Raw genomic sequence first — 24028 nt, forward strand, 5'->3', positions numbered from 1 at the left:
GATAGCAGGGCTGGCCACTCAGAACCCATAGCAAAGCATGGCTGAGCCTCCGTCGCTTAAAATCGTCATCCCACTGGCTTAGGGGCGCCACACAGAGGGCGCCCGACACGGTCTACCCCCATGAATGTACCGATTGCGTTGGCTGCCGCCCTCCAGGCTCAGGCTGCCGAACCCGCACGACTGCGCGAGATTCCCTATAACTACACATCGTTCTCTGACCGTGAGATTGTGATTCGTCTGTTGGGCTCATCCATGTGGGATGTGCTCAATCAGCTGCGTCAGGAACGCCGTACCGGCCGATCCGCCCGCATGCTCTACGAAGTGCTGGGGGATATCTGGGTTGTGCAGCGCAATCCCTATCTTCAGGACGACCTGATCCACAACCCTGACCGCCGCAAGTCGCTGGTCGAGGCGCTGGAGCATCGCCTGGCCGAGATCGACAAGCGCCGCGAGCCCAACGAGGATGCGCTGCGCGATCAGCTGGTGGGTCAGCTGGTGGAAGCGGCCCACCGCGCCGTGCATGAATTCAACGCCACTTTTGTCGAGGCCGAGCAGCTGCGCCGCCGCGCGCAGAAGACGCTGCGCCGCTATACCGCCAAGGACAACATCAAGTTCGACGGTCTGTCGCGCGTGGCCCATGTGACCGATGCGACCGACTGGCGCGTCGAATACCCGTTTGTCGTGCTGACGCCCGATACCGAAGCCGAGATGGCCGGTCTGGTCAAGGGCTGCATCGAGCTCGGTCTGACCATCATTCCGCGCGGAGGCGGTACTGGATACACGGGTGGTGCCATACCTTTGACCTGGCGCTCGGTGGTCATCAACACCGAGAAGCTGGAAGCGCTGACCGAAGTCGAGATGCGCATGATTCCCGGCGTGGATCACGAAGTGCCCACCATCTACTCCGAAGCCGGTGTGGTGACTCAGCGTGTGGCCGATGCGGCCGAGCGCGGCGGCTTTGTGTTCGCCGTGGACCCGACCTCCATCGAGGCCTCCTGCATAGGCGGCAATATCGCCATGAACGCGGGCGGCAAAAAGGCCGTGCTCTGGGGTACTGCCCTGGACAATCTGGTGTCCTGGCGCATGGTCACGCCCGATGCGCAATGGCTGGAGGTCACACGCCTGGATCACAACCTCGGCAAGATCCATGATGCCGAGATGGCCTGTTTCGAACTGAAGTACTTCGAGGCGGACGGCAAGACCCATGTGCGCACCGAGCGCCTGGACATCCCCGGTCACACCTTCCGCAAGGAAGGCCTGGGCAAGGACGTGACCGACAAATTCCTCTCGGGTCTGCCCGGCATCCAGAAGGAAGGCACGGACGGCCTGATCACCAGCGCGCGCTGGGTGGTGCACCGCATGCCGGCGCATACGCGTACCGTTTGCATGGAATTCTTCGGCAATGCCAAGGATGCCGTGCCCTCCATCGTCGAGATCAAGGACTATATGTTCGCCGAGCAAAAGCGCTCGGGCGTGCTGCTGGCCGGCCTTGAACACCTGGACGACCGCTACCTCAAGGCCGTGGGCTACGCGACCAAGAGCAAGAAGGGCAACGGCCGTCTGCCCAAGATGGTGCTGCTGGGCGATATCGCCGGCGACGATGCCGACGAAGTGGCCCGCGTGGCTGCCGAGGTGGTGCGCATCGCCAATTCACGCAACGGCGAGGGCTTTACCGCCGTCAGCGCCGAGGCGCGCAAGAAGTTCTGGCTGGACCGCAAGCGCACGGCAGCGATCTCGCGCCACACCAACGCCTTCAAGATCAACGAAGACGTGGTGATTCCTCTGCCGCGCATGGCCGAGTACACCGATGGCATCGAGCGCATCAATATCGAGCTGTCGCTGCGCAACAAGCTCAAGCTCTGCGACGAGCTGAGCGGTTTCTTCAAGCACTCCGACCTGCCCCTGGGCAAGAGCGACGATGCTGGCGACATTCCCAGTGCCGAACTGCTGGAAGACCGCGTGCAGCAGGCCCTGGCGCTGGTGGCCGAGGTGCGCGAGCTCTGGCAGGGCTGGCTGGACGGCGTGGCCACGCTGTTCCCCGAGCTGCAGGATCACCGCCTGCGTGCGAGCTGGAAGACTCAGCTCAAGGAGCCGCTGTCCAAGATTTTTGCGGGCGCTGCCTTCCAGCCGCTGCGCGAGTCCGTCAACGAGATTCACCAGACCGTGCTCAAGGGGCGCGTCTGGGTGGCGTTGCACATGCACGCCGGCGACGGCAATGTGCACACCAACATCCCCGTCAACTCCGACGACTATGAAATGCTGCAGACCGCGCACGAAGCCGTGGCCCGCATCATGGAGCTGGCGCGCAGTCTGGACGGCGTGATCTCGGGTGAGCACGGCATCGGCATCACCAAGCTGGAATTCCTCTCGGATGCAGAGCTGGCACCGTTTGCCGATTACAAGAAGCGTGTGGACCCCGAAGGCCGCTTCAACAAGGGCAAGCTGATCCGCAACGAAGAGTGGGACGCCCTGGCGCACCAGAGTCATGACGGTCGCTCGCCGCGCGAGTCGCTGATGTTTGCCGATCTGACCAATGCCTACACGCCCAGCTTCGGCCTGATGGGTTATGAATCCATCATCATGCAGCAGTCGGACATCGGCGCCATCGCCAACTCCGTCAAGGACTGCCTGCGCTGCGGCAAGTGCAAGCCCGTGTGCGCCACCCATGTGCCGCGCGCCAATCTGCTGTACTCGCCGCGCAACAAGATCCTGGCTACTTCGCTGCTGGTGGAGGCCTTCCTCTACGAAGAGCAGACACGCCGTGGCGTGTCCATCAAGCACTGGCAGGAATTCGAAGACGTGGCCGACCACTGCACGGTCTGCCACAAGTGCTTCAATCCCTGCCCGGTCAAGATCGACTTCGGCGACGTGACCATGAATATGCGCAATCTGCTGCGCAAGATGGACAAGAAGAGCTTCCGTCCCGGCAACAAGCTGGCCATGGCCATGCTCAATGCCACCAACCCCGACACCATCAAGTTCATGCGCACGGCCATGGTGGGTGTGGGCTTCAAGGCCCAGCGCCTGGCGGCCGACGTGCTGGGGGCTGTCGCCAAGAAGCAGACCGCACATCCGCCCGCATCCGTGGGCACGGCTCCCATCAAGGAGCAGGTGATTCACTTCATCAACAAGAAGCTGCCCGGTGGTCTGCCCACCAAGACGGCGCGCGCCTTGCTGGATATCGAAGACAAGGATTACGTGCCCATCATCCGCGACCCGCAGGCCACCAAGTCGGACACCGAGGCGGTGTTCTACTTCCCCGGCTGCGGCTCGGAGCGCCTGTTCAGTCAGGTGGGTCTGGCCACGCAGGCCATGCTCTGGCATGCCGGCGTGCAGACCGTGCTGCCGCCCGGTTATCTGTGCTGCGGCTATCCCCAGCGCGGTTCGGGCCAGTTCGACAAGGCCGAGAAGATGATCACGGACAACCGTGTGCTCTTCCACCGTGTGGCGACCACGCTCAACTATCTGGACATCAAGACCGTGGTGGTGAGCTGCGGTACCTGCTATGACCAGTTGCAGGGCTACCAGTTCGACAAGATCTTCCCCGGCTGCCGCATCATCGACATCCACGAATATCTGCTCGAAAAGGGCATCACGCTGCAGAACAAGGGTGCTTACCTGTACCACGACCCCTGCCATACGCCCATGAAGCAGCAGGACCCGATGAAGACCGTCAAGGCCTTGATGGGTGACAACGTGCTCAAGAGCGAGCGCTGCTGCGGCGAATCCGGCACGCTGGGGGTGACGCGTCCCGATATCTCCACGCAGATCCGTTTCCGCAAGACCGAGGAGATCCGCAAGGGCGAGGCCGCATTGCGCGACAACGGTCAGTTGGGTGCCCAGGACAACGTCAAGATCCTGACCAGCTGCCCCAGCTGCCTGCAGGGCCTGAGCCGCTACGGCAACGATCTGAACAACGGTCTGCTCGAAGCAGACTACATCGTGGTCGAGATGGCGCGCGATATTCTGGGCGAGAACTGGATGGCCGAGTATGTCAATCGCGCCAACCAGGGCGGTATCGAGCGTGTGCTGGTGTGATGCCCCCTGAGTCGCTCCGCGCCTTCCCCAAGGGAGGCCGGGGCGGACCTGCCTCGGTGTCTCTGGCCTGCGCTGGGGTCGCATCGCAGTGATGTGGGTAAGAAGCATTGCAATGGAGATTTCAGATGCTGGTTGAAAATTGTCCTCTGTGCATTGCCGATGGCGGTGCGCTGGTCTGGCGCGGCGACAAGCTGCGTGTGATTCGAGCCGTGGAGGCAGGCTTTCCGGCCTTCTATCGCGTGGTCTGGAATGAGCATGCGGCTGAGTTCTCGGATCTGAGTGCGGCGGATCGCATTGTCTGCATGGATGCCGTGGCCCTGGTCGAACGTGTGCTGCGCGAGCAACTGGCTCCGACCAAGATCAACCTTGCGGCGCTCGGTAATATGGTGGCGCATCTGCACTGGCATGTGATTGCGCGCTATGACTGGGACAGCCACTTTCCCGCTTCCGTCTGGGCTGCGGCCCAGCGCGAGCGCGATGAAGAGCGCGAAGCTGCGATTGCCCGCCAGCTGCCGCAGGTGGATGAAGTGCTGCAAAAGGCGTTGGCCCTCTGGGCCGCGTGATGTTTTTCGTCTCCGCCGGGAGATTCAAAGGGCAGCTTGAGGCTGCCCTTTTATGCATTGATTAGGAGAGAACCATGGCAGGACTGCAAGCCAATACTCCCACCCCCCAGTCATTGACCGTGCATGGCGCATCGCGCGTGCTGGAGGTCTCTTATTCGGACGGCAAGACTTTCCGCATCCCGTTCGAGTTGCTGCGCGTGTACTCGCCCTCGGCCGAGGTGCAAGGCCATGGCCCGGGCCAGGAAGTGCTGCAGACCGGCAAGCGCGATGTGGGCATCAACACCATAGAGCCGGTCGGCAACTACGCCATCAAGCCCTTCTTTAGCGATGGGCATGAAAGCGGTCTGTACACCTGGGAATACCTCTACCAGCTGGGCAGCCAGCAGGATGCTCTGTGGCAGCAATATCTGCAGCGCCTTGAAGAGGCCGGGATGGAGCGCGACACGCCCATGCCCGAGAAGGGCGCCGGCGGTCATGGCTGCAGCGTGCATTGAGCTTTGACTCCCAGGGGCTTGCATGTCGGCTCAAAAGCCGGCAGCAACGTCCCGTACACGCCACATAGCCCATGCATACGGTACAGGGTTATTGAGGCTGGTGCTATATTTCCAATAGCTGGCAGCGCATGTGAAATAAGCGCTCAAGGCGAATTCTTTCAAAAAACCATAGTGCTTCAAAGCCTGTAGTCATACGGGGTTGTCGCTGTACGCGCAAGCACTGCCTGCTTAGCATTCTTTGTTATGAGCTCCACACACTTCGGATTCCAGACTGTTGATGAAAGCGAGAAGGCATCGCGCGTACGCGGTGTGTTCGACTCCGTGGCTTCCAAGTACGACGTCATGAACGATGTGATGTCGGGTGGACTGCACCGCGCCTGGAAGGCTTACACGCTGATGGTGGCCAACCTCAAGGAAGGCGACAAGGCGCTGGACATCGCGGGCGGTACAGGGGATCTGTCCCTGGCTTTTTCCAAGAAGGTGGGAGCCAGCGGTCAGGTGGTGCACACCGACATCAATGAAGCCATGCTGCGCGTGGGGCGTGACCGTTTGACCGACAAGGGCGTGATCCTGCCCACGCTGGTCTGCGATGCAGAAAAGCTGCCCTTCCCCGACAACTATTTCGATCTGGTCAGCGTGGCCTTCGGTTTGCGCAATATGACGCACAAGGATGCAGCGCTCAAGGAAATGAACCGCGTGCTGCGTCCCGGCGGCAAGCTGCTGGTGCTGGAGTTTTCCAAGGTGGCCAAACCGCTGGAGAAGGTCTATGACTGGTACTCGTTCAAGATTTTGCCGACCATGGGCAAGATGATTGCCGGCGACGCCGAAAGCTATCGCTATCTGGCCGAGTCCATCCGCATGCACCCAGGCCAGAAGGAGCTCAAGGCCCTGATGCAGCAATGCGGCTTTGGCCATGTGGACTATCACAACATGACAGGAGGCGTCTGTGCCTTGCATGTGGGAATCAAATGTTAAGTGCGCCCTGTGCGCAGATTTGTAGCGACTTTCTATAAGAAGGGAGATGAGATGAAGAAACTTTGGTCAATCGCCTTGGTGGCAATGCTGGTGGTGGCACATGGTCAGGCCGATGCAAAACGCATGGGCGGTGGCTCATCGTTCGGCAAGCAGTCGGGCAACGTCACTCAACGCGAAGCGTCTCGTGCTCCCGCTCAGAATACCCAGCAGGCTCCGCAGCAGAGTGCGGCGCAGCAAAACCGTGCTGCTCCGCCTGCAGCGGCTCCGGCTGCTGCACCCAAGAAGCCATGGGGCGCCATGCTGGGCGGCCTGGCCGCAGGCCTGGGCCTGGCCTGGCTGGCCAACTCGCTGGGCATGGGCGAAGCCTTTGCCAATATGCTGATGTTCGGTCTGCTGGCCATGGTGATCATGGTGGTGGTCGGCATGATCATGCGCCGTCGCAAGGCAGCGCCTGCCGTGCAGAGCACCAGCAGTCCATTCGCCTTTCAGGGCGCAGGCAATCTGGGCGGTGATGTGAATGCACCTCAGGCACGCCAGTACAACCCCGAAAAAGTGGGCAATGACGCGTCGGCTCGTCCTTGGGAACAGAACCATATTCCCGAAGCCGCAGCTGCAGCTGGCGGCTCCATGATCGGCTCTGCCCTGTCGGGTTCGCAGAACTGGGGCGTGCCTGCAGACTTCGATGCCGAAGGCTTTCTCACGGCAGCCAAGCGCAACTTCGTGACGCTGCAGTCGGCCTGGGACAGGTCCGACATCACCACTCTGCGCTCCATGATGACCGACGAGATGCTCGCGGAAATCCGCAGCCAGCTGTCCGAGCGTGAGAGCCAGCGTGCCGGTGAACCCAACCACACCGACGTGCTGATGATCGATGCGCAACTGCTGGGCATCGAAGATCTGGGCAATGGCTATATGGCCAGCGTCGAGTTCTCCGGCATGATCCGCGAAGAGGCATCGGCAGGCCCCAGCCCCTTCCGTGAAGTCTGGAACATGACCAAGCCCAAGAGTGGCTCCAGCGGCTGGCTGGTGGCAGGTGTGCAGGCGCTGCAATAAGCGCTGCAGGTGGGGATTACTCGCGGCCCATGCAAGGGGTACCAAGCAAGGGCCGCCCCGCAGCGATGGTGCCGTCCCCCTTGGGGGGAAGGTGCAAAGCGCCGCAGGGGGGGATTAATTTCATGAATAATCGGGGACTATGGCAACACAGTCCCCTTTTTCTTTTCTGGGCGGTCTCGTCGAACGCGTGATGGCCGGTCCCCAAGCTCCCGAATGGCTGGTGAGTGAAATGCACCAGCGGCTGGTGCTTTTCCTCAATCATGTGCTGATGCAGGAAAAAGAGGCCATGGACCGCCTCGTGCGCCAGAAGGGGCGTATTGCGCGCGTGCAATGGCGCCAGTATTCGGTCGCCTTGCTGGTCACTCCTGCTGGCCTGTTCGACGTGGCTCCTGCGGAGGCTGCACCCGATCTGATGCTGGAAGTCACCGAGACCTCTCCTCTGTCGCTGGCCCAGACGGCCTTGCGTGGCGACAAGCCCAGCATTCGCATCGAAGGCGATGTGCAGTTTGCCGCCGAGATCAATTGGCTGGTGGATAACGTCAAGTGGGATGTGGAGGAAGATCTGGCTCGCCTGATTGGCGATGTGCCGGCCCACACCATTGGCAAGGTGGCACGCACGGCCGCACAGGGGCTGCGTCAGTTCGTCGGCGCACGCATGGGCAGCAAGTCTGCCTCTGCTGCCGATGTCGCCAATCCTGCCAGCACGGCACCCGTGGCAGCCATGCCCGGGGCCGATTACACACAGCCATGAGCCGCTTTCTGCGGGGCTGGGCCATCCTCTGGGTGGTGTTTCGTTATGGACTCGATGAGCTGGTGCTCTCCGGGATTCCCCATCCGCGCCTGCGCAGCCTGCGCGGCGTGCTGACCTTTGGCCGCAAGCTGGACAAGCCACGTGGCGTGCGCCTGCGCGAAGCGCTGGAAGAGCTGGGCCCCATCTTCGTGAAGTTCGGTCAGGTGCTGTCTACGCGTAGCGACCTGATGCCGCCCGATGTGGCCGAGGAACTGGCCAAGCTGCAGGACCGCGTGCCGCCGTTCGATTCCCAGATCGCGGTGGACACCATCGAGCGCTCCTTTCGCAAGCCGCTGGAGCAGATCTTCATCAGCTTCGAGCGTGAGCCCGTGGCCAGCGCGTCCATCGCCCAGGTGCACTTTGCCAGGGTTCGCGACAAGTCCGGCGTCGAGCACGACGTCGCCGTCAAGGTGCTGCGTCCGGGCATGAAGTCCGTGATCGACAAGGATCTGGCGCTGATGCACATGATGGCGAGCTGGCTGGAAAAGCTCTCCCATGATGGCAAGCGCCTCAAGCCCAAGGAAGTGGTTGCCGAGTTCGACAACTATCTGCATGACGAGCTGGACCTGATCCGCGAAGCCTCCAATGCCGCGCAACTGCGCCGCAATATGGAAGGGCTGGATCTGGTGCTGATCCCCGAGATCCACTGGGATTACTGCCACACCGATGTGATGGTGATGGAGCGCATGAAGGGCGTGCCCATCAGCCAGGTCGAGCGCCTGCGCGAAGCCGGCGTGGACATCCCCAAGCTGGCGCGCGATGGCGTGACCATCTTCTTTACCCAGGTGTTCCGCGACGGCTTCTTTCATGCCGACATGCACCCGGGCAACATCATGGTCAGCCTGGAGCCCGATACCTTCGGGCGCTATATCTCGCTGGACTTCGGCATCGTCGGTACGCTGACCGAGTTCGACAAGGAATACCTGGCGCAGAACTTCCTGGCCTTCTTCCGCCGCGACTACAAGCGTGTTGCCGCCTTGCATGTGGAAAGCGGCTGGGTGCCGGCCACGACGCGCGTCGAGGAGCTGGAGGCGGCCATCCGCGCCGTCTGCGAGCCTTATTTCGACCGGCCGCTGGCTGAAATCTCGCTGGGCATGGTGCTGATGCGCCTGTTCCAGACCTCGCGCCGTTTCCAGGTCGAGATTCAGCCCCAGCTGGTGCTGCTGCAAAAGACCCTGCTCAATATCGAAGGCCTGGGCCGTCAGCTCGACCCCAACCTCGACCTCTGGAGCACGGCCAAGCCATTCCTCGAGAAATGGATGCTGGACCAGATGGGGCCGCAGCGCCTATGGCATGAGCTGCAGGCGCAGGCGCCGCGTTACGCCAAGATCCTGCCCGACATTCCGCGCGTGCTGCACCAGTATCTGTCCAGGCATGGCGCCGGCAACGACAGCGAGACCCTGCTCAAGGAGCTGCTGCAGCAGCAGAAAACGACCAACCGTCTGCTGCAGGCCATCCTCTGCGGCGGCATCGGTTTCGTCATCGGGCTGGTGGTGCTGCAGGTTCTGCTGCGCATCCGCTTCTGAGCTTTCCCTTTCTTTAGAGTTCGAGGAGTGCCAGCGTGCTGCTCTCATTGGTGATCGTCTACCTGTTAGTGACCATCGGCATCGGCCTGTGGGCCGCCAGACGCGTGAAGAACACGGCGGACTTCGCCATTGCCGGCCGTCATCTGCCGCTCTACATGATCATCACCACCACATTCGCGACCTGGTTCGGGTCCGAGCTGGTGCTGGGCGTGCCAGCCAAGTTCATCGAAGGCGGTCTGCATGCGCTGGTGGAAGATCCGTTTGGCGCGGGCATGTGCCTGATCCTGGTGGGCGTCTTTTTTGCGGCCAAGCTCTACCGCATGAATCTGCTGACCATCAGCGACTACTACCGCTCGCGCTATGGCCGAGCTATCGAGGTGGTCTGTTCGCTGATCATCATGCTCAGCTATCTGGGCTGGGTCTCGGCCCAGGTCACGGCGCTGGGCCTGGTGTTCAACCTGCTCTCGGGCGGTGTCGTCAGCATTCCCATGGGCATGACGATAGGCGTGCTCTCGGTGCTGGTCTACACCCTGTTCGGTGGCATGTGGTCGGTGGCCGTGACGGATTTCGTGCAGATGATCATCCTGGTCGCCGGCCTGCTGATACTGGCCTTTTTTGCCGGTGACATGGCGGGTGGCGCGGGCAAGGTGGTCGATCTGGCCACCAGCCGCGATCTGTTCAAGTTTCTGCCCGAGCCCTCGCTGCATGAAATCGTTTTCTTCATCGGTGCTGCCGTGACCATGATGCTGGGCTCGATTCCGCAGCAGGACATCTTCCAGCGCGTGATGTCGGCAGACACCGAGAAGTCGGCCGTGCGCGGCACCATCATCGGCGGTGCCTGCTATGTGATCTTTGCCTTCGTGCCCATGTTCCTGGTGGCCAGTGCGCTCATCATCATGCCCGCCGAAGCCACGGCCCTGCTGGCCGATGATCCGCAGAAGGTGCTGCCCACCCTGGTGATGGACAAGATGCCGTTTGCCATGCAGGTGCTGTTCTTCGGCGCGCTGCTCTCGGCCATCAAGTCCTGCGCTTCGGCCACCTTGCTGGCTCCCAGCGTGACCTTTACCGAGAACATCTGGCGCCAGTTCCGTCCCTACACCACGGACAAGGACAATCTCAGGACCATGCGCATCAGCGTGCTGGTGTTCGCGGCCTGCGTGCTGGCCTATTCGATAGCCATGGAGGGCACGCCCATCTATGAGCTGGTCGCCAGCGCCTATCAGGTGCCGCTGGTGGGGGCCTTCGTGCCGCTGGTGTTCGGCCTGTACTGGAAGCGAGCCACCACCCAGGGCGCCATCAGTGCCGTGGCGCTGGGCATAGGTGTGTGGCTGGTCTTCATGGTCACGCCCGCGCTCAACCAGGCTTTTCCACAGCAGCTGGCTGGTCTTTTGGCTGCGGTTGCCGGCATGCTGGCGGGCTCGCTGCTGCCCCAGTGGATCAGCAACCATCACCGTGAAATCGAGTCCTTGGTCGAGATCAAGGCTTGAGAGAGCAAACCGGCTGCACCGGGGCTTGCTTGCGCAGCGCAGCAAAACCAGGGGCGGCGCCTATAATTGAGGGTTTTTGCACTTTCTCCGTTTTTAGCGCTATGCCTATCTATGCATACAAGTGTGGCTCCTGCGGTCACGCCAAGGATGTGCTGCAGAAAATCTCGGACGCGCCGCTGACCGTGTGCCCAGCTTGCGGGGCCGAGGCCTTTTCCAAGCAGCTCACCGCTCCGGGCTTTCAGCTCAAGGGTTCTGGCTGGTATGCCACGGACTTCAAGAACAGCGGCAGCAAGCCGGCTGCAAGCACCTCTTCATCCAGTGACAGTGCCGCTGCACCTGCAGCAGCTGCCCCTGCCCCTGCGCCCGCCAATTCCTGAGGCTTACCCACACTATGTCTGCATTGCGCAAGTGGCTGATTGCCGGTTTGCTGGTCATCGTTCCCCTGGTGATCACGCTGGGCGTGCTCAACTGGATCATCGGAACGCTTGATCAGACGCTGGCCATTCTTCCCGAGGCCTGGCAGCCCGACAGATTGCTGGGCATGCATATTCCGGGCTTTGGCGTTATTCTGACCTTGCTGATTCTGCTGCTCGTGGGCGGCATTGCCAGCAATTTCATCGGCCGCAAGCTGGTGGGCTGGGGTGATGCGCTGGTGCGTCGCATTCCCGTGGTGCGCTCCATCTATTCCAGCGTCAAGCAGGTCTCGGACACCGTGTTCTCCGACAGCGGCAACGCTTTTCGCACGGCAGTGCTGGTGCAGTGGCCGCGCGAGGGCGTATGGACCGTGGCTTTCGTCACAGGCCAGCCCAGCGGTGAAGTGGCGGCTTTGCTGCGCGATGAATATGTGAGCGTCTTCGTGCCCACCACGCCCAACCCCACGGGGGGTTACTTCGTGCTGGTGCGCAAGAGCGAGTGCATCGAGCTGGAAATGAGCGTGGATGCGGCGCTCAAATACATTGTTTCGATGGGCGTGGTGGCTCCGCCAGACCTCGCTCTGATCGAAGAATCCAAACAAACAACCTTGTCGCACCCCTAAGGTGCAGGAAGAATTTTCATGGCAATGCGTTCTCAATACTGCGGTCTGGTGACCGAAGCCCAAATGGGCGAAACCGTGACCCTGTGCGGCTGGGTGAATCGCCGCCGTGACCATGGTGGCGTGATCTTCATCGACCTGCGCGACCGTGAAGGCTATGTGCAGGTGGTCTGCGACCCCGACCGCGCCGAGATGTTCAAGGTGGCCGAAGACGTGCGCAACGAGTTCTGCGTGCAGGTCAAGGGCGTGGTGCGTGCGCGTCCCGCCGGCACTACCAACGACAAGCTCAAGAGCGGTCAGATCGAAGTGCTGTGCCATGAGCTGAACGTGCTCAACGCTTCCGTCACGCCTCCTTTCCAGCTGGACGATGACAATCTGTCGGAAACCGTGCGCCTCACGAATCGCGTGATGGATCTGCGTCGTCCCGTGATGCAGCGCAATATGATGCTGCGTTACAAGACCGCCATCCAGGTGCGCAACTTCCTCGACAAGGAAGGCTTCATCGACATCGAGACCCCCATGCTGGGCAAGTCCACGCCTGAAGGCGCCCGCGACTACCTCGTGCCCTCGCGTGTGCATGACGGCGAATTCTTCGCGCTGCCCCAGTCGCCCCAGCTGTACAAGCAGATGCTGATGGTCTCGGGCTTCGACCGCTACTACCAGATCACCAAGTGCTTCCGCGACGAAGACCTGCGCGCTGATCGTCAGCCCGAATTCACGCAGATCGACTGCGAAACCTCTTTCCTGAACGAAGAGGAAATCCGCGCCATCTTCCAGCGCATGATCAAGGAAGTGTTCCAGACCCAGTTGAACGTGGATCTGGGCGAGTTCCCCATCATGACCTACCAGGATGCGGCTTTCCGCTTCGGTTCGGACAAGCCCGACCTGCGCGTCAAGCTGGAGTTCACCGAGCTGACCGACATCATGGGCGACGTGGACTTCAAGGTCTTCTCCACCCCCGCCACCACCAAGGGCGGCCGTGTCGTGGCCCTGCGCGTGCCCGGCGGCGCTGCCATCTCGCGTGGCGAGATCGACGGCTACACCGAGTTCGTCAAGATCTACGGTGCCAAGGGCCTGGCCTGGATCAAGGTCAACGAAGTGGCCAAGGGCCGCGAAGGCCTGCAGTCGCCCATCGTCAAGAACCTGCATGATGCTGCCCTGACCGAAATCCTCAAGCGCACCGGCGCCCAGGATGGCGACTTGCTGTTCTTCGGTGCCGACAAGGAAAAGATCGTCAACGACTCCATCGGTGCCCTGCGCCTGAAGGTCGGCCACAGCGAATTCGGCAAGAAGAGCGGCCTGTTCGAAGACAAGTGGGCGCCTCTGTGGGTGGTGGACTTCCCCATGTTCGAGCATGACGAGGAATCCGGCCGCTGGGTGGCCGTGCACCATCCCTTCACCTCGCCCAAGGACGGTCACGAAGACCTGATGGACACCGATCCCGGCAAGTGCATTGCCAAGGCCTACGACATGGTCTTGAACGGCTGGGAACTGGGCGGCGGCTCGGTGCGTATCCACCGCGCCGACGTGCAGGCCAAGGTGTTCGAAGCCCTGAACATCACGCCCGAGCAGCAACGTGCCAAGTTCGGCTATCTGCTGGACGCGCTGCAGTACGGTGCGCCCCCCCACGGCGGTCTGGCCTTCGGCCTGGATCGTCTGATCACGCTGATGACCGGCTCCGACTCCATCCGCGACGTGATTGCCTTCCCCAAGACACAGCGCGCCCAGGATCTGCTGACCCAGGCTCCCTCGCCCGTGGACGAGAAGCAGCTGCGCGAGCTGCACATCAAGCTGCGCAACCCCATGGTGGTCACCACCGAGGCTTGATTGCCAAGCTCCCCGTGAACAGCGCCGGTCGCTGTTCACACCCGGGCGCCAGTTCGCGAAAGCGGCTGGCGCTTTTTTGTTGCTTTGAAATCGGGAGCTGCTTGCGCCTGTCAATCTTGAGACTCAGATGGTTTTCAATCTGAATTCAATGATTGGAAAGCGGTTGAAGCTATGAATATTGATGGCTATCAAGCAGCAGGGCGACTCAGCCTGCTGTCATGCTGGCCGCGCTAATATGCTGCGATGGAAGTCAGGCCCTACAAGATTCCGCAGTCCGTGCTGGTCGTGATCTACCGCGAAGACGGGCAGGTGTTGCTGCTGCGCCGAAGCATCGATGCGCCCGAGGGCGAGCCTTTCTGGCAATCCGTCACGGGCAGCAAGGACAGCCTGGACGAGGACTGGCATGAAACCGCGGTGCGCGAGGTGCTCGAGGAAACCGGCATCGATGCGCTGGCGCCGGAGTGTTGCCTGACCGATTGGGAACTCGAGAACGTCTACGCCATCTATCCGCAATGGCTGCATCGTTACGCGCCGGGCGTCAGCCATAACCAGGAGCGTGTCTTCGGCCTCCGTGTGCCACCTCACATGAGCGTGCACTTGAATCCCAGGGAGCACACCGCACATGATTGGCATGATTGGCGTGAGGCAGCCCAGCGCTGCTTTTCTTCTTCCAACGCAGAAGCTATTTTGCTGTTGCCGCGCTTCGAGCCGGCGCTGGTCGAGCGCCGCTGCAGGCAACAGCCTTGAAACCCACAGTGCCTATGTCTGAAGTTCAGTTGTTTACGCCGCCAGAGCCGCAGATCCTGCGCGTGGCTACCTACAACATTCACAAGGGTGTGCAGGGCCTGGGCCCTGCCAGGAGGCTGGAGATTCACAATCTGGGACTCGCGGTGGAGCAGCTCGATGCGGACATCGTCTGCCTTCAGGAGGTTCGCAAGATGAACCGCAAGGAGGAGCAGTATTTCGACCGCTGGCCCAATGTGCCTCAGGCCGAGTATCTGGCTCCCGAAGGCTACGAGTCCGTCTATCTGACCAATGCCTATACCCGGGACGGCGAGCACGGCAATGCGCTGCTCAGCCGCTGGCCGGTGATCGGCTACCAGCACGAGGACATCTCTGACCACCGCTTCGAGCAGCGCGGCCTGCTGCATGTGGAGCTGGACATCCACGGCAAGCGCGTGCACTCCATCGTCGTGCACCTGGGTCTGATTCCGGGCAGCCGCATTCGCCAGATTGCACTGCTGCAGCGTTTCATCGAGCGAGAGGTGCCGCCCAATGCGCCGCTGGTGGTGGCGGGCGACTTCAATGACTGGGGCAACCAGATCAAGCGCATGCTGGCGGGTTTCGGCCTGTTCGAGTACGAGGAAACGCAGGGCATTCTGACCTATCCTTCGCGGCTGCCGATTGCGCAGCTCGACCATATCTATGTGCGCGGCCTGACCCCGCTGGGGCTGCAGGTGCCCAAGGGGCGCATCTGGTGGCGCATGTCGGATCATCTGCCGCTGATCGCAGAGTTCAAGCTGTAGCGGCCCTGAGCCCGGTCCCGCGCCCGGGCGCGACAGCCTCGCCGCGCGGCGGCGCTTGCCCGCTGTCTCTGGTCGGGTGCATGCTTATTTTGAGATTGCTCCTGAAACCATAGCTTCCAATGCCTTGTAAACATGCATCTGGACGGCAAATCCTTTGTAGCTTCGGGAAGTTGATTCACTGGTACCATTCTTGGATGTTCAGAGATCTCGCCGACATGAAAAAAGACAACTCAGCCGAAGGAACACCCGTTTCGGTCAAGATCCGCGAGCGGCTGCAGGCAGCTAAAAAACGTTTCCACGCCAACGACAACATTGCCGAATTCATTGAGCCCGGCGAGCTGGAGAAGCTGCTGGACGAGGTGCAGGAGAAGATGCAGGGCGTGCTCGACTCCATGGTCATCGACACCGTGCACGACCACAACACGCGCGCCACGGCCCGCCGTGTGGCCAAGATGTATGTGAATGAGGTGTTCCGCGGCCGTTATGTGCATCAGCCGGCCATCACCGAATTCCCCAACGCCGAACACTTGAACGAGCTGATGATCGTCGGTCCGATCACCGTGCGCAGCGCCTGCAGCCACCACCTGTGTCCCGTGATCGGCAAGATCTGGATCGGCGTGCTGCCCAACAAGAACACCAATGTGATCGGTCTGTCCAAGTACGCGCGTCTGGTGGACTGGATCATGGGTCGCCCGCAGATTCAGGAAGAGGCCATCATCCAGCTGGCCGACCTGATCATGGACAAGACCCGACCCGACGGGCTGGCCGTGGTCATGGAAGCCTCGCATTTCTGCATGTCCTGGCGCGGCGTGCGCGAGATGGATTCCAAGATGCTGAATTCCGTCATGCGCGGCGCTTTCCTCACCAACTCCGAACTGCGCCGCGAATTCCTGTCGCTCATAGCAGCTAGAAAATAAATGCCCCCTGTGGCGCTTTGCGCCTTCCCCCGAAGGGGGACGACACCTTCGCCGCGAGGCGGCTCTTGCTCGGTGTCTCTGGCCTGGGGCACGCTAGTTTGTGGGTTGTGTTCTGTGTTGAAAACTGATCTTTGGAAGGGCTGCGCATCGCGCGGCCTTTTGCATTTCCGGCTCTCATGTCCCTGCAAGCGTTCACTCTCATCATTCTGGCCGGCCTGATTCATTCAGGCTGGAATATCGTGGCCAAGAAGGCGGGCGGAGATGCCCGTTTTTCGCTCTACACCTCCATTTGCAATGCCGTCATCTGGCTGCCGCTGGGCTGGTGGCTGGGCAAGGATGTGGTGCCGGGCTGGGGCTGGATGGAGTGGGCGTTCGTTACCGCCAGCGCCGTGCTGCATGTGGCTTATTTCGTGGTGCTGCTGCGCGGCTACCGCGTGGCCGATCTCACCGTGGTCTATCCGCTGGCGCGTGGCAGCGGGCCACTGATCTCATCGCTGGTGGCGGTGATGTTTTTGGGGGAGCAGATTTCCACGCTGGGCGCTGCCGGCATTGCGGGCGTGGTGCTGGGCGTGTTTCTGATCGCGGGCGGCCCGCGCATGATTGTTGCCATCCGCGAGGGGCAGGATCTGGAGGCTCGTCAGCGCGTGCTGTCCGGTCTCTACTACGGCCTGCTGACGGGCTTGTTTATTGCCAGCTACACCGTGGTGGACAGCTATGCCGTCAAGATGCTGCTGATGTCGCCGATTCTGGTGGACTATATGGGCAATCTGATCCGCCTGGTGATTCTGGCACCGCTGGCCGCCCGGGACTGGCCCGAGACCAAGCGCCTGTGGCGTCTGCAGTGGCGCTATGCGGCCGTGGTGGCTTTCTTCAGCCCCATTGCCTATGTGCTGGTGCTCTATGCGGTGCAAAGCGCGCCCATTTCTCACGTCGCTCCGGCGCGCGAGGTATCCATGCTGTTCGCGGCCCTGATCGGCGGCAGGTTGCTGGGCGAGGGCGACCGGGCCCTGCGCATTGCCGGGGCCGTGATGATTGCCCTGGGCGTGACGGCACTGGGGCTGGGTTGAAGTGGGTTGTTTGTCAAAAAGGCCTGCAGCCCTTGTCGATGAATCGCAAGTAGCTATTGTTTTTGAAGAGATCTGAAAATGCCGACCTGGGAAGTCCTGATCACATTCTTTGGCGTGGCCCTGCTGCTGGGCCTGAGCCCCGGCCCCGACAACCTGTTTGTGCTGGTACAGTCGGCCCAGCGCGGCTGGCGCGTGGGGTTGTGCGTGGTGCTGGGCCTGTGTCTGGGCATTGTCGGACACACGGCCGCCGTGGCGCTGGGACTGGCGGCCGTGGTGGCGACGTCGCCCATGCTGTTCACGGCGCTCAAGCTCTGCGGCGCCGCCTATCTGGCCTATCTGGCCTGGGGCGCATGGCATGCGCCGGTCAGCGTCGAAGAAAGTGCCAAGGCGCAGGAGCAGCGCGATGTGCTGACTCTGCGCTCCGCCATGGGCTGGGTGGGCAGAGGCGTGGTCATGAACCTGACCAACCCCAAGGTGTTGATCTTCTTTCTGGCCTTCTTGCCCCAGTTCACCGACCCGGCACGCGGCAGCGTCGCGCTGCAGATCATGGTGCTGGGCAGCGTCTTCATGGCAGCAGCTTGGCTGGTCTTTGGCTCTATCGCCTGTTTCTCGGGGCTCTTTGGCCAGATCCTGCAGCGCTCCGTACGCGCCCAGCGCTGGCTGAACCGCATCGCTGCGACCGTTTTCGGCGCGCTCGCACTTCGTCTTGTGATGGTGCAACGCTAGAGGCAAACACTTTTAAAACTGACGCGCCCCAGCAAAGGGGCAGCGAGCAAGGGCCTGTGCCGGCCGCACCGCAGCGAGGCTGTCGTCCCCCTCCGTCCCCCTCCCATAGTGCGAAGCACATGGAAAGAGGCGCCCGGCTGAGGGAAGGCGCGTAGCGCCTCAGGGGGAGCTTGTCGTTCTTATCCCCAGGACAAGGACGACAAGTCATTGACAAACACCGGCATGTCCTTCCACAGCCCGCGCAGTTTCTTGTTTGCCACGGTCACCCACTGCGGGGTGTAGAGAAAGCCGTGCACCGAATCATGCGCCAGCAGGCGCTGGGCATCGCCAAGCAGGCGTGCGCGGTCGGCGGGGCGCGGTGTGTGCTTGATCTTGTCGAAAAGCTCGTTGAATTCCTGGGACTGGTAGCCCCAGTAGTAATCGGGCTTGGCAAAGTTGCCCAGATCAAACGGCTCCACATGCGAAATGATGGTCAGGTCGTAGTTCTTGTTGGTGTAGGTGCCCGACAGCCACTGCGCCCATTCCACATTCTGCAGCTTGAGCTGGATACCGATCTTGGCCAGCTGGGCTGCAATCAGCTCACCGCCTTGGCGCGCATAGGGCGCTGGCGGCAGCGTCATGGTCAGCGTCAGCGGGGTCTTGATGCCGGCTTCAGCCATCAGAGCCTTGGCCTTTTCCAGGTCAAAGGGGTTGACACCTGTGGTGTCCACATAGCCAAAGGCCGTGGGCACATAGTAGCTGCCGATGGGCACGCCATAGCCGTCGGCGGCACCGGCAATCACGGCCTTGCGATCGATGGCGGCGGCAATGGCACGGCGCACGCGAATATCGCTGAGCGGCTTTCGCGCATTGTTGATGGCCAGAATGGTCTTGGCGCGCGAGTTGCTCACCACCACCTGAAAGCGGGCATTGGCCTTGAACTGAGGCACGCTGCGCGGCGAGACGCGCGGGAAGGCATCGACATCGCCCGCCAGCAGGGCTGCAACCTGTGCCGCAGGGTCGGGAATGAAGCGGAACACGGCGCGCTTGATGCGAATGCTCTGTGCCGAGCGATAGCCGGGCCAGGCGGTCAGTGTGACCGATGCACCCTTGGCCCAGGCCGCCAGCTTGTAGGGGCCGGTGCCTACGGGCTTGCTGGCGTTGGTGGTGGCGCTCTTGGGCTCGACGATGATGGACGTGGCCTGACCCATCATGAACAGAAAGTCGGGATCGATCTCCTGGTTGGTCAGTACCACCGTATGCTCGTCGGCGACCTTGGTGCTCAGATTGGCAAAGGTGCGCTTGTCCTTGTTGGTGCTTTTGTCGGCGGCCGCGCGGTCGAACGAGAACTTGACGGCGGCAGCGTTGAAGGGCTCGCCGTTCTGGAACTTCACATCCTTGCGCAGGCGAAAGGTATAGGTCTTGAGATCGGACGAGACTTCCCAGCTCTCGGCCAGCAGAGGCGAGACGCTGCCGTCGGAGTTGATCTTGGTCAGTGTCTCAAACACGTTGTAGAGCACGACTTCGGCAATCGAGGAAGCAGCCCCGGCCGTGGGGTCCAGTCCTGGCGGCTCCAGCGTCATGGCCAGCGTGACGCTGTCTTTCTTGGCCTGGGCCATGGCAGGCCAGGCAGCGAACAAGGGCAAGCTGGCAGCAGAGCTGGCCAGCAAGGAGCGGCGATTGAGCATCAACAAAGTCTCCGATGGGGGGGCTGGCCGCATGGGGCCATCAAAAGCGCTGCAAGTCATCGCGGGGAGCGGACTTGTTTCATATGCGTTTTTACACCAGCCGGAGCAGTCTTTGCTGTGGTCGCTGGCATATCGCTGCTGCGAGTGTGAACAACTGTTTGCCGGCCCGGTTCAGATGACTCGCGGTGCGGCCTTGACCAAGGCCTGGGTATAGGGGTGCTCGGGAGCGGAGAACAGCTTGCGCGGTGTGCCGCGCTCCACCACTTCACCCTGATGGAGCACGATGACCTGATCGCAGACATGCTGGACCACGGCCAGGTCATGGCTGATGAACAGATAGGACAGGCCCAGCTCGCGTTGCAAGTCCTGCATGAGATTGAGCACCTGGGCCTGCACCGAGACATCGAGCGCGCTGACCGGTTCGTCGGCCACGATCAGGCGGGGGCGGGTAATCAGAGCGCGGGCAATGGCAATGCGCTGGCGTTGGCCGCCAGAGAACTCGTGCGGATATTTGTCGGCGTCCTGCGCGCGCAGACCGACCTGGTCAAGCACGCTCAGCACCTGCTGGCGCCTGGCAGGGCGACTGAGCTTCTCAGGAGTCGTTCCCAAAGGCTCGCTGACGATGGCTTCCACTGTCATGCGCGGGTCCAGCGACCCATAGGGGTCCTGAAACACCATCTGGAAGTCGCGCCGCGCGGCGCGCAGTTCCTGTTCGGACAGCAGGTGCAGATTGCGGCCCAGCAGTTCCACCCTGCCTTCGCTGGGGCGGTCCAGCGCCATGACCAGACGCGCCAGCGTGGACTTGCCGGAGCCCGATTCGCCGACCACGCCCAGGCTTTGTCCGCCCTGCAGCTCGAAGCTCACGCCGCGCAGCGCCTGCAGCGGCTCGGGCTTGTGCCACAGCGATGTGCGGGGGCGTGAATATGCGCGTTTCAGGCCGCTAACCCTCAGCAAGATTGCGCCGCTGGTTCCTGTTTCAGAAGTTTCGGCCGGCTTGCTCATGTCCTTGCTCCTGCCGTCAGCACTCGTTCATACAGGCAGCGTGCCACATGGGGCTGGCGCCAGGAAGCGAGAGAGGCCGGTGCCGCCATGCTGGGCTGATGCAGCGTGCGAGGCTGGGGGCGCTCCACATAGCACTCGTCCTGAGTATGGGCGCAGCGGCCCGCAAACGGGCAGCCTGCGGGCAGGTCCACGAGCTCTGGCACGGCTCCGGCAATGGTGGGCAGATGGGCTGTACCTTCTGCGGCGTGGAGTTGCGGGCGTGCAGCAAACAGGCCGCGCGTATAGGGGTGGGCGCGCCTGGCGAACACCGCTTCCGTCATGCCGGATTCGACCACGGTGCCGCCATACATGACCAGCAGCTGCTCCGCATTCTGGGCAATCACGCCCAGGTCATGGCTGATGAGTACCAGTGCCATGGAATGCTCGGCCACCAGCTCCTGCAGCAGATCCAGAATGCGCTGCTGAACCGTCACATCCAGGGCTGTGGTGGGCTCGTCGGCCACCAGCAGATCGGGACCGCAGGCCAGAGCCATGGCAATCATGATGCGCTGGCGCTGGCCGCCGGAGAACTGGTGCGGATATTCATCGAGCCGCTGCGCAGCCTGCGCGATGCCCACCCTCTCCAGCAGCTCGGTGGCGCGGGCGCGGGCCTGGGCGCGGCTCATTCCCAGATGGAGCCGCAGCGGCTCTGCCACCTGGCGGCCGATGCTGTGCACCGGGTTGAGGGCGCTCATGGGTTCCTGAAACACCATGGCCATGCGGTTGCCACGCAGGGCGCAGAGCTGGCGCTCGCTCAGGCACAGCAGTTCCTGGCCGTCCAGCTGGATGCTGCCGTCCACTTGCGCGTGCTCGGGCAGCAGGCCCATCAGCGCCAATGCCGTCAGCGATTTGCCGCAGCCCGATTCGCCGATCAGGCCCAGTGTGGCACCGCGCTCCAGCGTAAAGCTCACATCGCGCACGGCCTGGGCCCGGCCGCGATGGGTCTGCAAATTGATGGTGAGGTTGGAGACTTCAAGCAAAGCCATGGTGATTCAACGCTCGCGTGTCAGTCGAGGGTCCAGCAGGTCGCGCAGACCGTCGCCCAGCAGGTTCAGACCCAGCACCGACAAGGCGATTGCCAGGCCGGGCCAGACGGCCAGCAGCGGAGCCTGGAACATCAGGGTCTGGGCTTCGCTGAGCATGCGCCCCCAGGATGGCTGGGGAGGCTGCGTGCCCAGGCCCAGATAGGATAGAGCGGCTTCAGCCAGAATGGCCAGCGCAAACTGAATGGTGGCCTGCACGACCAGCACGGCAGCAATATTGGGCAGCACGTGCTGCAAAGTGATGGCACTGCGGCTTTTGCCGCAGGCGCGCGCGGCCAGCACGTAGTCGCGCGCCCAGATGGCGTTGGCCGAGGCGCGGGTGATGCGCGCAAAGGTGGGGATGTTGAAGATGCCGATGGCAATGATGGCATTGACCATGCCGGCTCCAAACACGGCCGTGAGCATGATGGCCGAGAGCAGGGCTGGAAAGGCGAAGGTGAAGTCCGCCAGCCGCATGATGATTTCCTCCACCCAGCCACGGCGTGCAGCGGCGACCAGGCCCAGCACCACGCCCAGCGTCAGACCTATGCCCACGGCGATCAGGCCCACGGCAATCGATGCACGTGCGCCGACCAGAATCTGCGAGGCAATATCGCGCCCGAAGGCATCGGTGCCCAGCCAGTGCTGGCTGCTGCTGGCCTGCAGGGCTGCGTCCATATCCACTTCATAGGCCGAGCCGGGGGTCCAGGCAAAAGACAGCAGCGCGGCGGCAACCAGCAAGGTCGTGAGCAGGGCGCCGAGCACAAAGCTGCGGTGCTGCAAGGCGCGTCGGCCAAAGCTTTGGGGCTGTGTGCGCGTGAAGGCGCGTGTCGGGTAGTCGCTCACGCTGGCGCGGGTATCGGTCTGCCTGCTCATATATCGCTGGCCTTGATGCGGGGGTCGATGGCGGCATAAAGCACGTCGACGACAAAATTCACCACCACCACCATGGCGGCCAGCAGCAGCACGCAGTTGCGCACCACGATCACATCTCGGTTGGAAATGGATTGAAAGATCAGTCGGCCCAGGCCCGGCAGATAGAACACGTTCTCCACCACGATGGTGCCTGCCAGCAGATTGGCGAACTGCAGGCCCATGACGGTGACGACGGGAATCATGGCGTTGCGCAGCACATGACGCCAGAGCGCCGCGCCGCGTGAAAGCCCCTTGGCGCGGGCCGTGCGCACAAAGTCCTCGCGCAGCACCTCCAGCACCGCAGAGCGGGTGATGCGTGCCAGGATGGCGGCCTGCACCACGGCCAGCGCAACGGCAGGCAGCAGCAGTGCCTGCAGCGCAGGCCAGAAGCCGCCGCCGGCCTCCTCGCTCCAGCCCGGAAAGCCGCCGGCCGAGAACCATTGCAGCTTCACCGAGAACAGCAGGATCAAAAGAATCGCAAACCAGAAGTTGGGGATGGCAATGCCGATCTGGGCCAGGCCCATGAGGCCCACATCGCCCCAGCGTTTGTGGTTGGCGGCCGCAAACACTCCCGCAGCAATGGCCAGCACGGCGGTGATGCACATGGCCATGACGGCCAGCGGCACGGTGACCGCAAGGCGTTCCCAGACCAGCTCGGTCACGGGCGAGCCATAGACGTAGCTGTCGCCCATGTCGCCGTGCAGCAAGCCGGCTATCCACTGCCAGTAGCGTGTCAGCGCGGGCTGGTCCAGGCCCAGTTGCTGAGCCATGGCCGTCACGGCCTCGGGCTCGGCATCGGGGCCCATGAGCATCTGGGCTGCATCGCCGGGCAGGACTTCCAGCACGGCAAAAACCACGATGGAGGCACCGATCAATGTGGCGATCAGCGTGAGCAGGCGTTTGAGCAAGAAGATGCTCATGGCGTGGGGCGTTGTTTCATCGTGAAGTGGGCTCAGACGCGGTGTTTGCGTGCTGCGCAGCATAGCGGCAATTGTGCCGCGTCCGAGAGGGGGCGGCTTTGTCCCGGGTGCTGCCATGTCTTGGGGAGCTTGGGATAATGTGGGCCGATACCGAGAACTGCACAGGAGCTGGCACATGGCATTGATGATTACCGATGAATGCATCAACTGTGATGTGTGCGAGCCCGAGTGCCCCAACGATGCCATCTATATGGGTGAGGAGTTCTACGAAATCGATCCGCACAAGTGCACCGAGTGCGTGGGCCACTTTGACGAGCCCCAGTGCGTGCAGATTTGCCCTGTGGCCTGCATACCGGTGAATCCGGAGTACATCGAAAGCCGTGAGGTTCTGTTCAAAAAATATGAGCAGCTTACGCAGGCTAAGAAAGAAAGTTAAGGCTT

Annotated in this window: 22 protein-coding genes; 17 read left to right on the plus strand and 5 right to left on the minus strand. The window is 62.1% G+C overall.

Going from position 1 to position 24028, the window contains the following annotated elements; translation table 11 throughout:
* Positions 1-120: 120 nt before the first annotated feature.
* The 16 genes from AAIL67_RS04625 (at position 121) to AAIL67_RS04700 (ending at position 18022) form a co-directional block, all read left to right on the plus strand.
* Positions 121-4038 (plus strand): FAD/FMN-binding oxidoreductase, encoded by a 3918-nt coding sequence (locus AAIL67_RS04625; protein WP_034357568.1) that lies wholly within the window; start codon positions 121-123, stop codon positions 4036-4038.
* Positions 4039-4163: 125 nt separating this feature from the next.
* A complete protein-coding gene (locus tag AAIL67_RS04630) occupies positions 4164-4601 on the plus strand; it encodes an HIT family protein (protein ID WP_034357570.1) in 438 nt (145 codons plus the stop codon).
* A 74-nt stretch (positions 4602-4675) separates the two neighbouring features.
* Positions 4676-5095 (plus strand): DUF971 domain-containing protein, encoded by a 420-nt coding sequence (locus tag AAIL67_RS04635; RefSeq protein WP_003065996.1) that lies wholly within the window; start codon positions 4676-4678, stop codon positions 5093-5095.
* A gap of 243 nt (positions 5096-5338) precedes the next feature.
* Positions 5339-6070: a bifunctional demethylmenaquinone methyltransferase/2-methoxy-6-polyprenyl-1,4-benzoquinol methylase UbiE gene (gene ubiE / locus AAIL67_RS04640; protein ID WP_003065997.1), complete on the plus strand. Its 732-nt coding sequence runs from the start codon at positions 5339-5341 to the stop codon at positions 6068-6070.
* Positions 6071-6121: 51 nt separating this feature from the next.
* Positions 6122-7123, plus strand: a complete 1002-nt coding sequence (locus AAIL67_RS04645) for a Tim44-like domain-containing protein (RefSeq protein WP_063662079.1) — start codon at positions 6122-6124, stop codon at positions 7121-7123.
* A 139-nt stretch (positions 7124-7262) separates the two neighbouring features.
* Complete coding sequence (locus AAIL67_RS04650; RefSeq protein WP_063661781.1) at positions 7263-7874, plus strand: hypothetical protein; 612 nt, start codon at positions 7263-7265, stop codon at positions 7872-7874.
* Positions 7871-9439 carry a ubiquinone biosynthesis regulatory protein kinase UbiB gene (gene ubiB, locus AAIL67_RS04655; RefSeq protein WP_012837124.1) on the plus strand — a complete coding sequence of 523 codons (1569 nt, stop codon included), beginning with the start codon at positions 7871-7873 and terminating at the stop codon, positions 9437-9439. Before AAIL67_RS04650 ends, ubiB begins: the two co-directional genes overlap by 4 nt.
* A 35-nt stretch (positions 9440-9474) precedes the next feature.
* A complete protein-coding gene (locus tag AAIL67_RS04660; RefSeq protein WP_224649867.1) occupies positions 9475-10926 on the plus strand; it encodes a sodium:solute symporter family protein in 1452 nt (483 codons plus the stop codon).
* A gap of 101 nt (positions 10927-11027) precedes the next feature.
* A complete protein-coding gene (locus tag AAIL67_RS04665) occupies positions 11028-11303 on the plus strand; it encodes an FmdB family zinc ribbon protein (RefSeq protein WP_012837126.1) in 276 nt (91 codons plus the stop codon).
* 14 nt (positions 11304-11317) lie between these two features.
* Positions 11318-11962: a DUF502 domain-containing protein gene (locus AAIL67_RS04670; protein WP_003058473.1), complete on the plus strand. Its 645-nt coding sequence runs from the start codon at positions 11318-11320 to the stop codon at positions 11960-11962.
* A gap of 18 nt (positions 11963-11980) precedes the next feature.
* The gene (gene aspS, locus AAIL67_RS04675; protein ID WP_039049630.1) at positions 11981-13786 is read left to right on the plus strand and encodes an aspartate--tRNA ligase; all 1806 of its coding nucleotides are present in this window, start codon (positions 11981-11983) and stop codon (positions 13784-13786) included.
* A gap of 243 nt (positions 13787-14029) precedes the next feature.
* Positions 14030-14533 carry a dihydroneopterin triphosphate diphosphatase gene (gene nudB / locus AAIL67_RS04680; protein ID WP_224649869.1) on the plus strand — a complete coding sequence of 168 codons (504 nt, stop codon included), beginning with the start codon at positions 14030-14032 and terminating at the stop codon, positions 14531-14533.
* A gap of 14 nt (positions 14534-14547) precedes the next feature.
* Entirely contained in the window at positions 14548-15312 is a 765-nt protein-coding gene (locus AAIL67_RS04685) for an endonuclease/exonuclease/phosphatase family protein (RefSeq protein ID WP_003066010.1), read from the plus strand.
* A 194-nt stretch (positions 15313-15506) separates the two neighbouring features.
* Positions 15507-16229 carry a GTP cyclohydrolase I gene (folE, locus tag AAIL67_RS04690; protein WP_003073932.1) on the plus strand — a complete coding sequence of 241 codons (723 nt, stop codon included), beginning with the start codon at positions 15507-15509 and terminating at the stop codon, positions 16227-16229.
* Positions 16230-16405: 176 nt separating this feature from the next.
* Complete coding sequence (locus tag AAIL67_RS04695; protein ID WP_224649870.1) at positions 16406-17296, plus strand: DMT family transporter; 891 nt, start codon at positions 16406-16408, stop codon at positions 17294-17296.
* Positions 17297-17374: 78 nt separating this feature from the next.
* Positions 17375-18022: a LysE family translocator gene (locus tag AAIL67_RS04700; RefSeq protein ID WP_224649872.1), complete on the plus strand. Its 648-nt coding sequence runs from the start codon at positions 17375-17377 to the stop codon at positions 18020-18022.
* A gap of 179 nt (positions 18023-18201) precedes the next feature.
* Here AAIL67_RS04700 and AAIL67_RS04705 read toward each other — a convergent pair whose 3' ends face one another.
* The 5 genes from AAIL67_RS04705 to AAIL67_RS04725 form a co-directional block, all read right to left on the minus strand.
* Complete coding sequence (locus AAIL67_RS04705) at positions 18202-19689, minus strand: ABC transporter substrate-binding protein (protein WP_224649874.1); 1488 nt, start codon at positions 19687-19689, stop codon at positions 18202-18204.
* A gap of 171 nt (positions 19690-19860) precedes the next feature.
* Positions 19861-20691 carry an ATP-binding cassette domain-containing protein gene (locus AAIL67_RS04710; protein ID WP_224649875.1) on the minus strand — a complete coding sequence of 277 codons (831 nt, stop codon included), beginning with the start codon at positions 20689-20691 and terminating at the stop codon, positions 19861-19863.
* On the minus strand, positions 20688-21716 hold the full coding sequence (locus AAIL67_RS04715; RefSeq protein WP_063661771.1) for an ABC transporter ATP-binding protein: 1029 nt from the start codon (positions 21714-21716) through the stop codon (positions 20688-20690). Before AAIL67_RS04715 ends, AAIL67_RS04710 begins: the two co-directional genes overlap by 4 nt.
* Before the next feature lie 6 nt (positions 21717-21722).
* Positions 21723-22628 (minus strand): ABC transporter permease, encoded by a 906-nt coding sequence (locus tag AAIL67_RS04720; RefSeq protein ID WP_034409204.1) that lies wholly within the window; start codon positions 22626-22628, stop codon positions 21723-21725.
* Positions 22625-23587, minus strand: a complete 963-nt coding sequence (locus tag AAIL67_RS04725) for an ABC transporter permease (protein ID WP_063661769.1) — start codon at positions 23585-23587, stop codon at positions 22625-22627. The genes AAIL67_RS04720 and AAIL67_RS04725 overlap by 4 nt, the downstream gene beginning before the upstream one ends.
* A gap of 175 nt (positions 23588-23762) precedes the next feature.
* On the opposite strand from AAIL67_RS04725, the gene AAIL67_RS04730 reads away from it, so the two are divergent.
* The gene (locus AAIL67_RS04730) at positions 23763-24023 is read left to right on the plus strand and encodes a YfhL family 4Fe-4S dicluster ferredoxin (protein ID WP_003073919.1); all 261 of its coding nucleotides are present in this window, start codon (positions 23763-23765) and stop codon (positions 24021-24023) included.
* Positions 24024-24028: the final 5 nt, after the last annotated feature.

Source organism: Comamonas sp. A7-5 (genome assembly GCF_039581385.1).
Lineage (GTDB): Bacteria > Pseudomonadota > Gammaproteobacteria > Burkholderiales > Burkholderiaceae_C > Comamonas > Comamonas thiooxydans.

Coding starts and splice junctions, on each gene's coding strand:
- AAIL67_RS04625 (WP_034357568.1), top strand. CDS start 121: ATGAATGTACCGATTGCGTTGGCTGCCGCCCTCCAGGCTCAGGCTGCC.
- AAIL67_RS04630 (WP_034357570.1), top strand. CDS start 4,164: ATGCTGGTTGAAAATTGTCCTCTGTGCATTGCCGATGGCGGTGCGCTG.
- AAIL67_RS04635 (WP_003065996.1), top strand. CDS start 4,676: ATGGCAGGACTGCAAGCCAATACTCCCACCCCCCAGTCATTGACCGTG.
- ubiE (WP_003065997.1), top strand. CDS start 5,339: ATGAGCTCCACACACTTCGGATTCCAGACTGTTGATGAAAGCGAGAAG.
- AAIL67_RS04645 (WP_063662079.1), top strand. CDS start 6,122: ATGAAGAAACTTTGGTCAATCGCCTTGGTGGCAATGCTGGTGGTGGCA.
- AAIL67_RS04650 (WP_063661781.1), top strand. CDS start 7,263: ATGGCAACACAGTCCCCTTTTTCTTTTCTGGGCGGTCTCGTCGAACGC.
- ubiB (WP_012837124.1), top strand. CDS start 7,871: ATGAGCCGCTTTCTGCGGGGCTGGGCCATCCTCTGGGTGGTGTTTCGT.
- AAIL67_RS04665 (WP_012837126.1), top strand. CDS start 11,028: ATGCCTATCTATGCATACAAGTGTGGCTCCTGCGGTCACGCCAAGGAT.
- AAIL67_RS04670 (WP_003058473.1), top strand. CDS start 11,318: ATGTCTGCATTGCGCAAGTGGCTGATTGCCGGTTTGCTGGTCATCGTT.
- aspS (WP_039049630.1), top strand. CDS start 11,981: ATGGCAATGCGTTCTCAATACTGCGGTCTGGTGACCGAAGCCCAAATG.
- nudB (WP_224649869.1), top strand. CDS start 14,030: ATGGAAGTCAGGCCCTACAAGATTCCGCAGTCCGTGCTGGTCGTGATC.
- AAIL67_RS04685 (WP_003066010.1), top strand. CDS start 14,548: ATGTCTGAAGTTCAGTTGTTTACGCCGCCAGAGCCGCAGATCCTGCGC.
- folE (WP_003073932.1), top strand. CDS start 15,507: ATGTTCAGAGATCTCGCCGACATGAAAAAAGACAACTCAGCCGAAGGA.
- AAIL67_RS04695 (WP_224649870.1), top strand. CDS start 16,406: ATGTCCCTGCAAGCGTTCACTCTCATCATTCTGGCCGGCCTGATTCAT.
- AAIL67_RS04700 (WP_224649872.1), top strand. CDS start 17,375: ATGCCGACCTGGGAAGTCCTGATCACATTCTTTGGCGTGGCCCTGCTG.
- AAIL67_RS04705 (WP_224649874.1), bottom strand. CDS start 19,689: ATGCTCAATCGCCGCTCCTTGCTGGCCAGCTCTGCTGCCAGCTTGCCC.
- AAIL67_RS04710 (WP_224649875.1), bottom strand. CDS start 20,691: ATGAGCAAGCCGGCCGAAACTTCTGAAACAGGAACCAGCGGCGCAATC.
- AAIL67_RS04715 (WP_063661771.1), bottom strand. CDS start 21,716: ATGGCTTTGCTTGAAGTCTCCAACCTCACCATCAATTTGCAGACCCAT.
- AAIL67_RS04720 (WP_034409204.1), bottom strand. CDS start 22,628: ATGAGCAGGCAGACCGATACCCGCGCCAGCGTGAGCGACTACCCGACA.
- AAIL67_RS04725 (WP_063661769.1), bottom strand. CDS start 23,587: ATGAGCATCTTCTTGCTCAAACGCCTGCTCACGCTGATCGCCACATTG.
- AAIL67_RS04730 (WP_003073919.1), top strand. CDS start 23,763: ATGGCATTGATGATTACCGATGAATGCATCAACTGTGATGTGTGCGAG.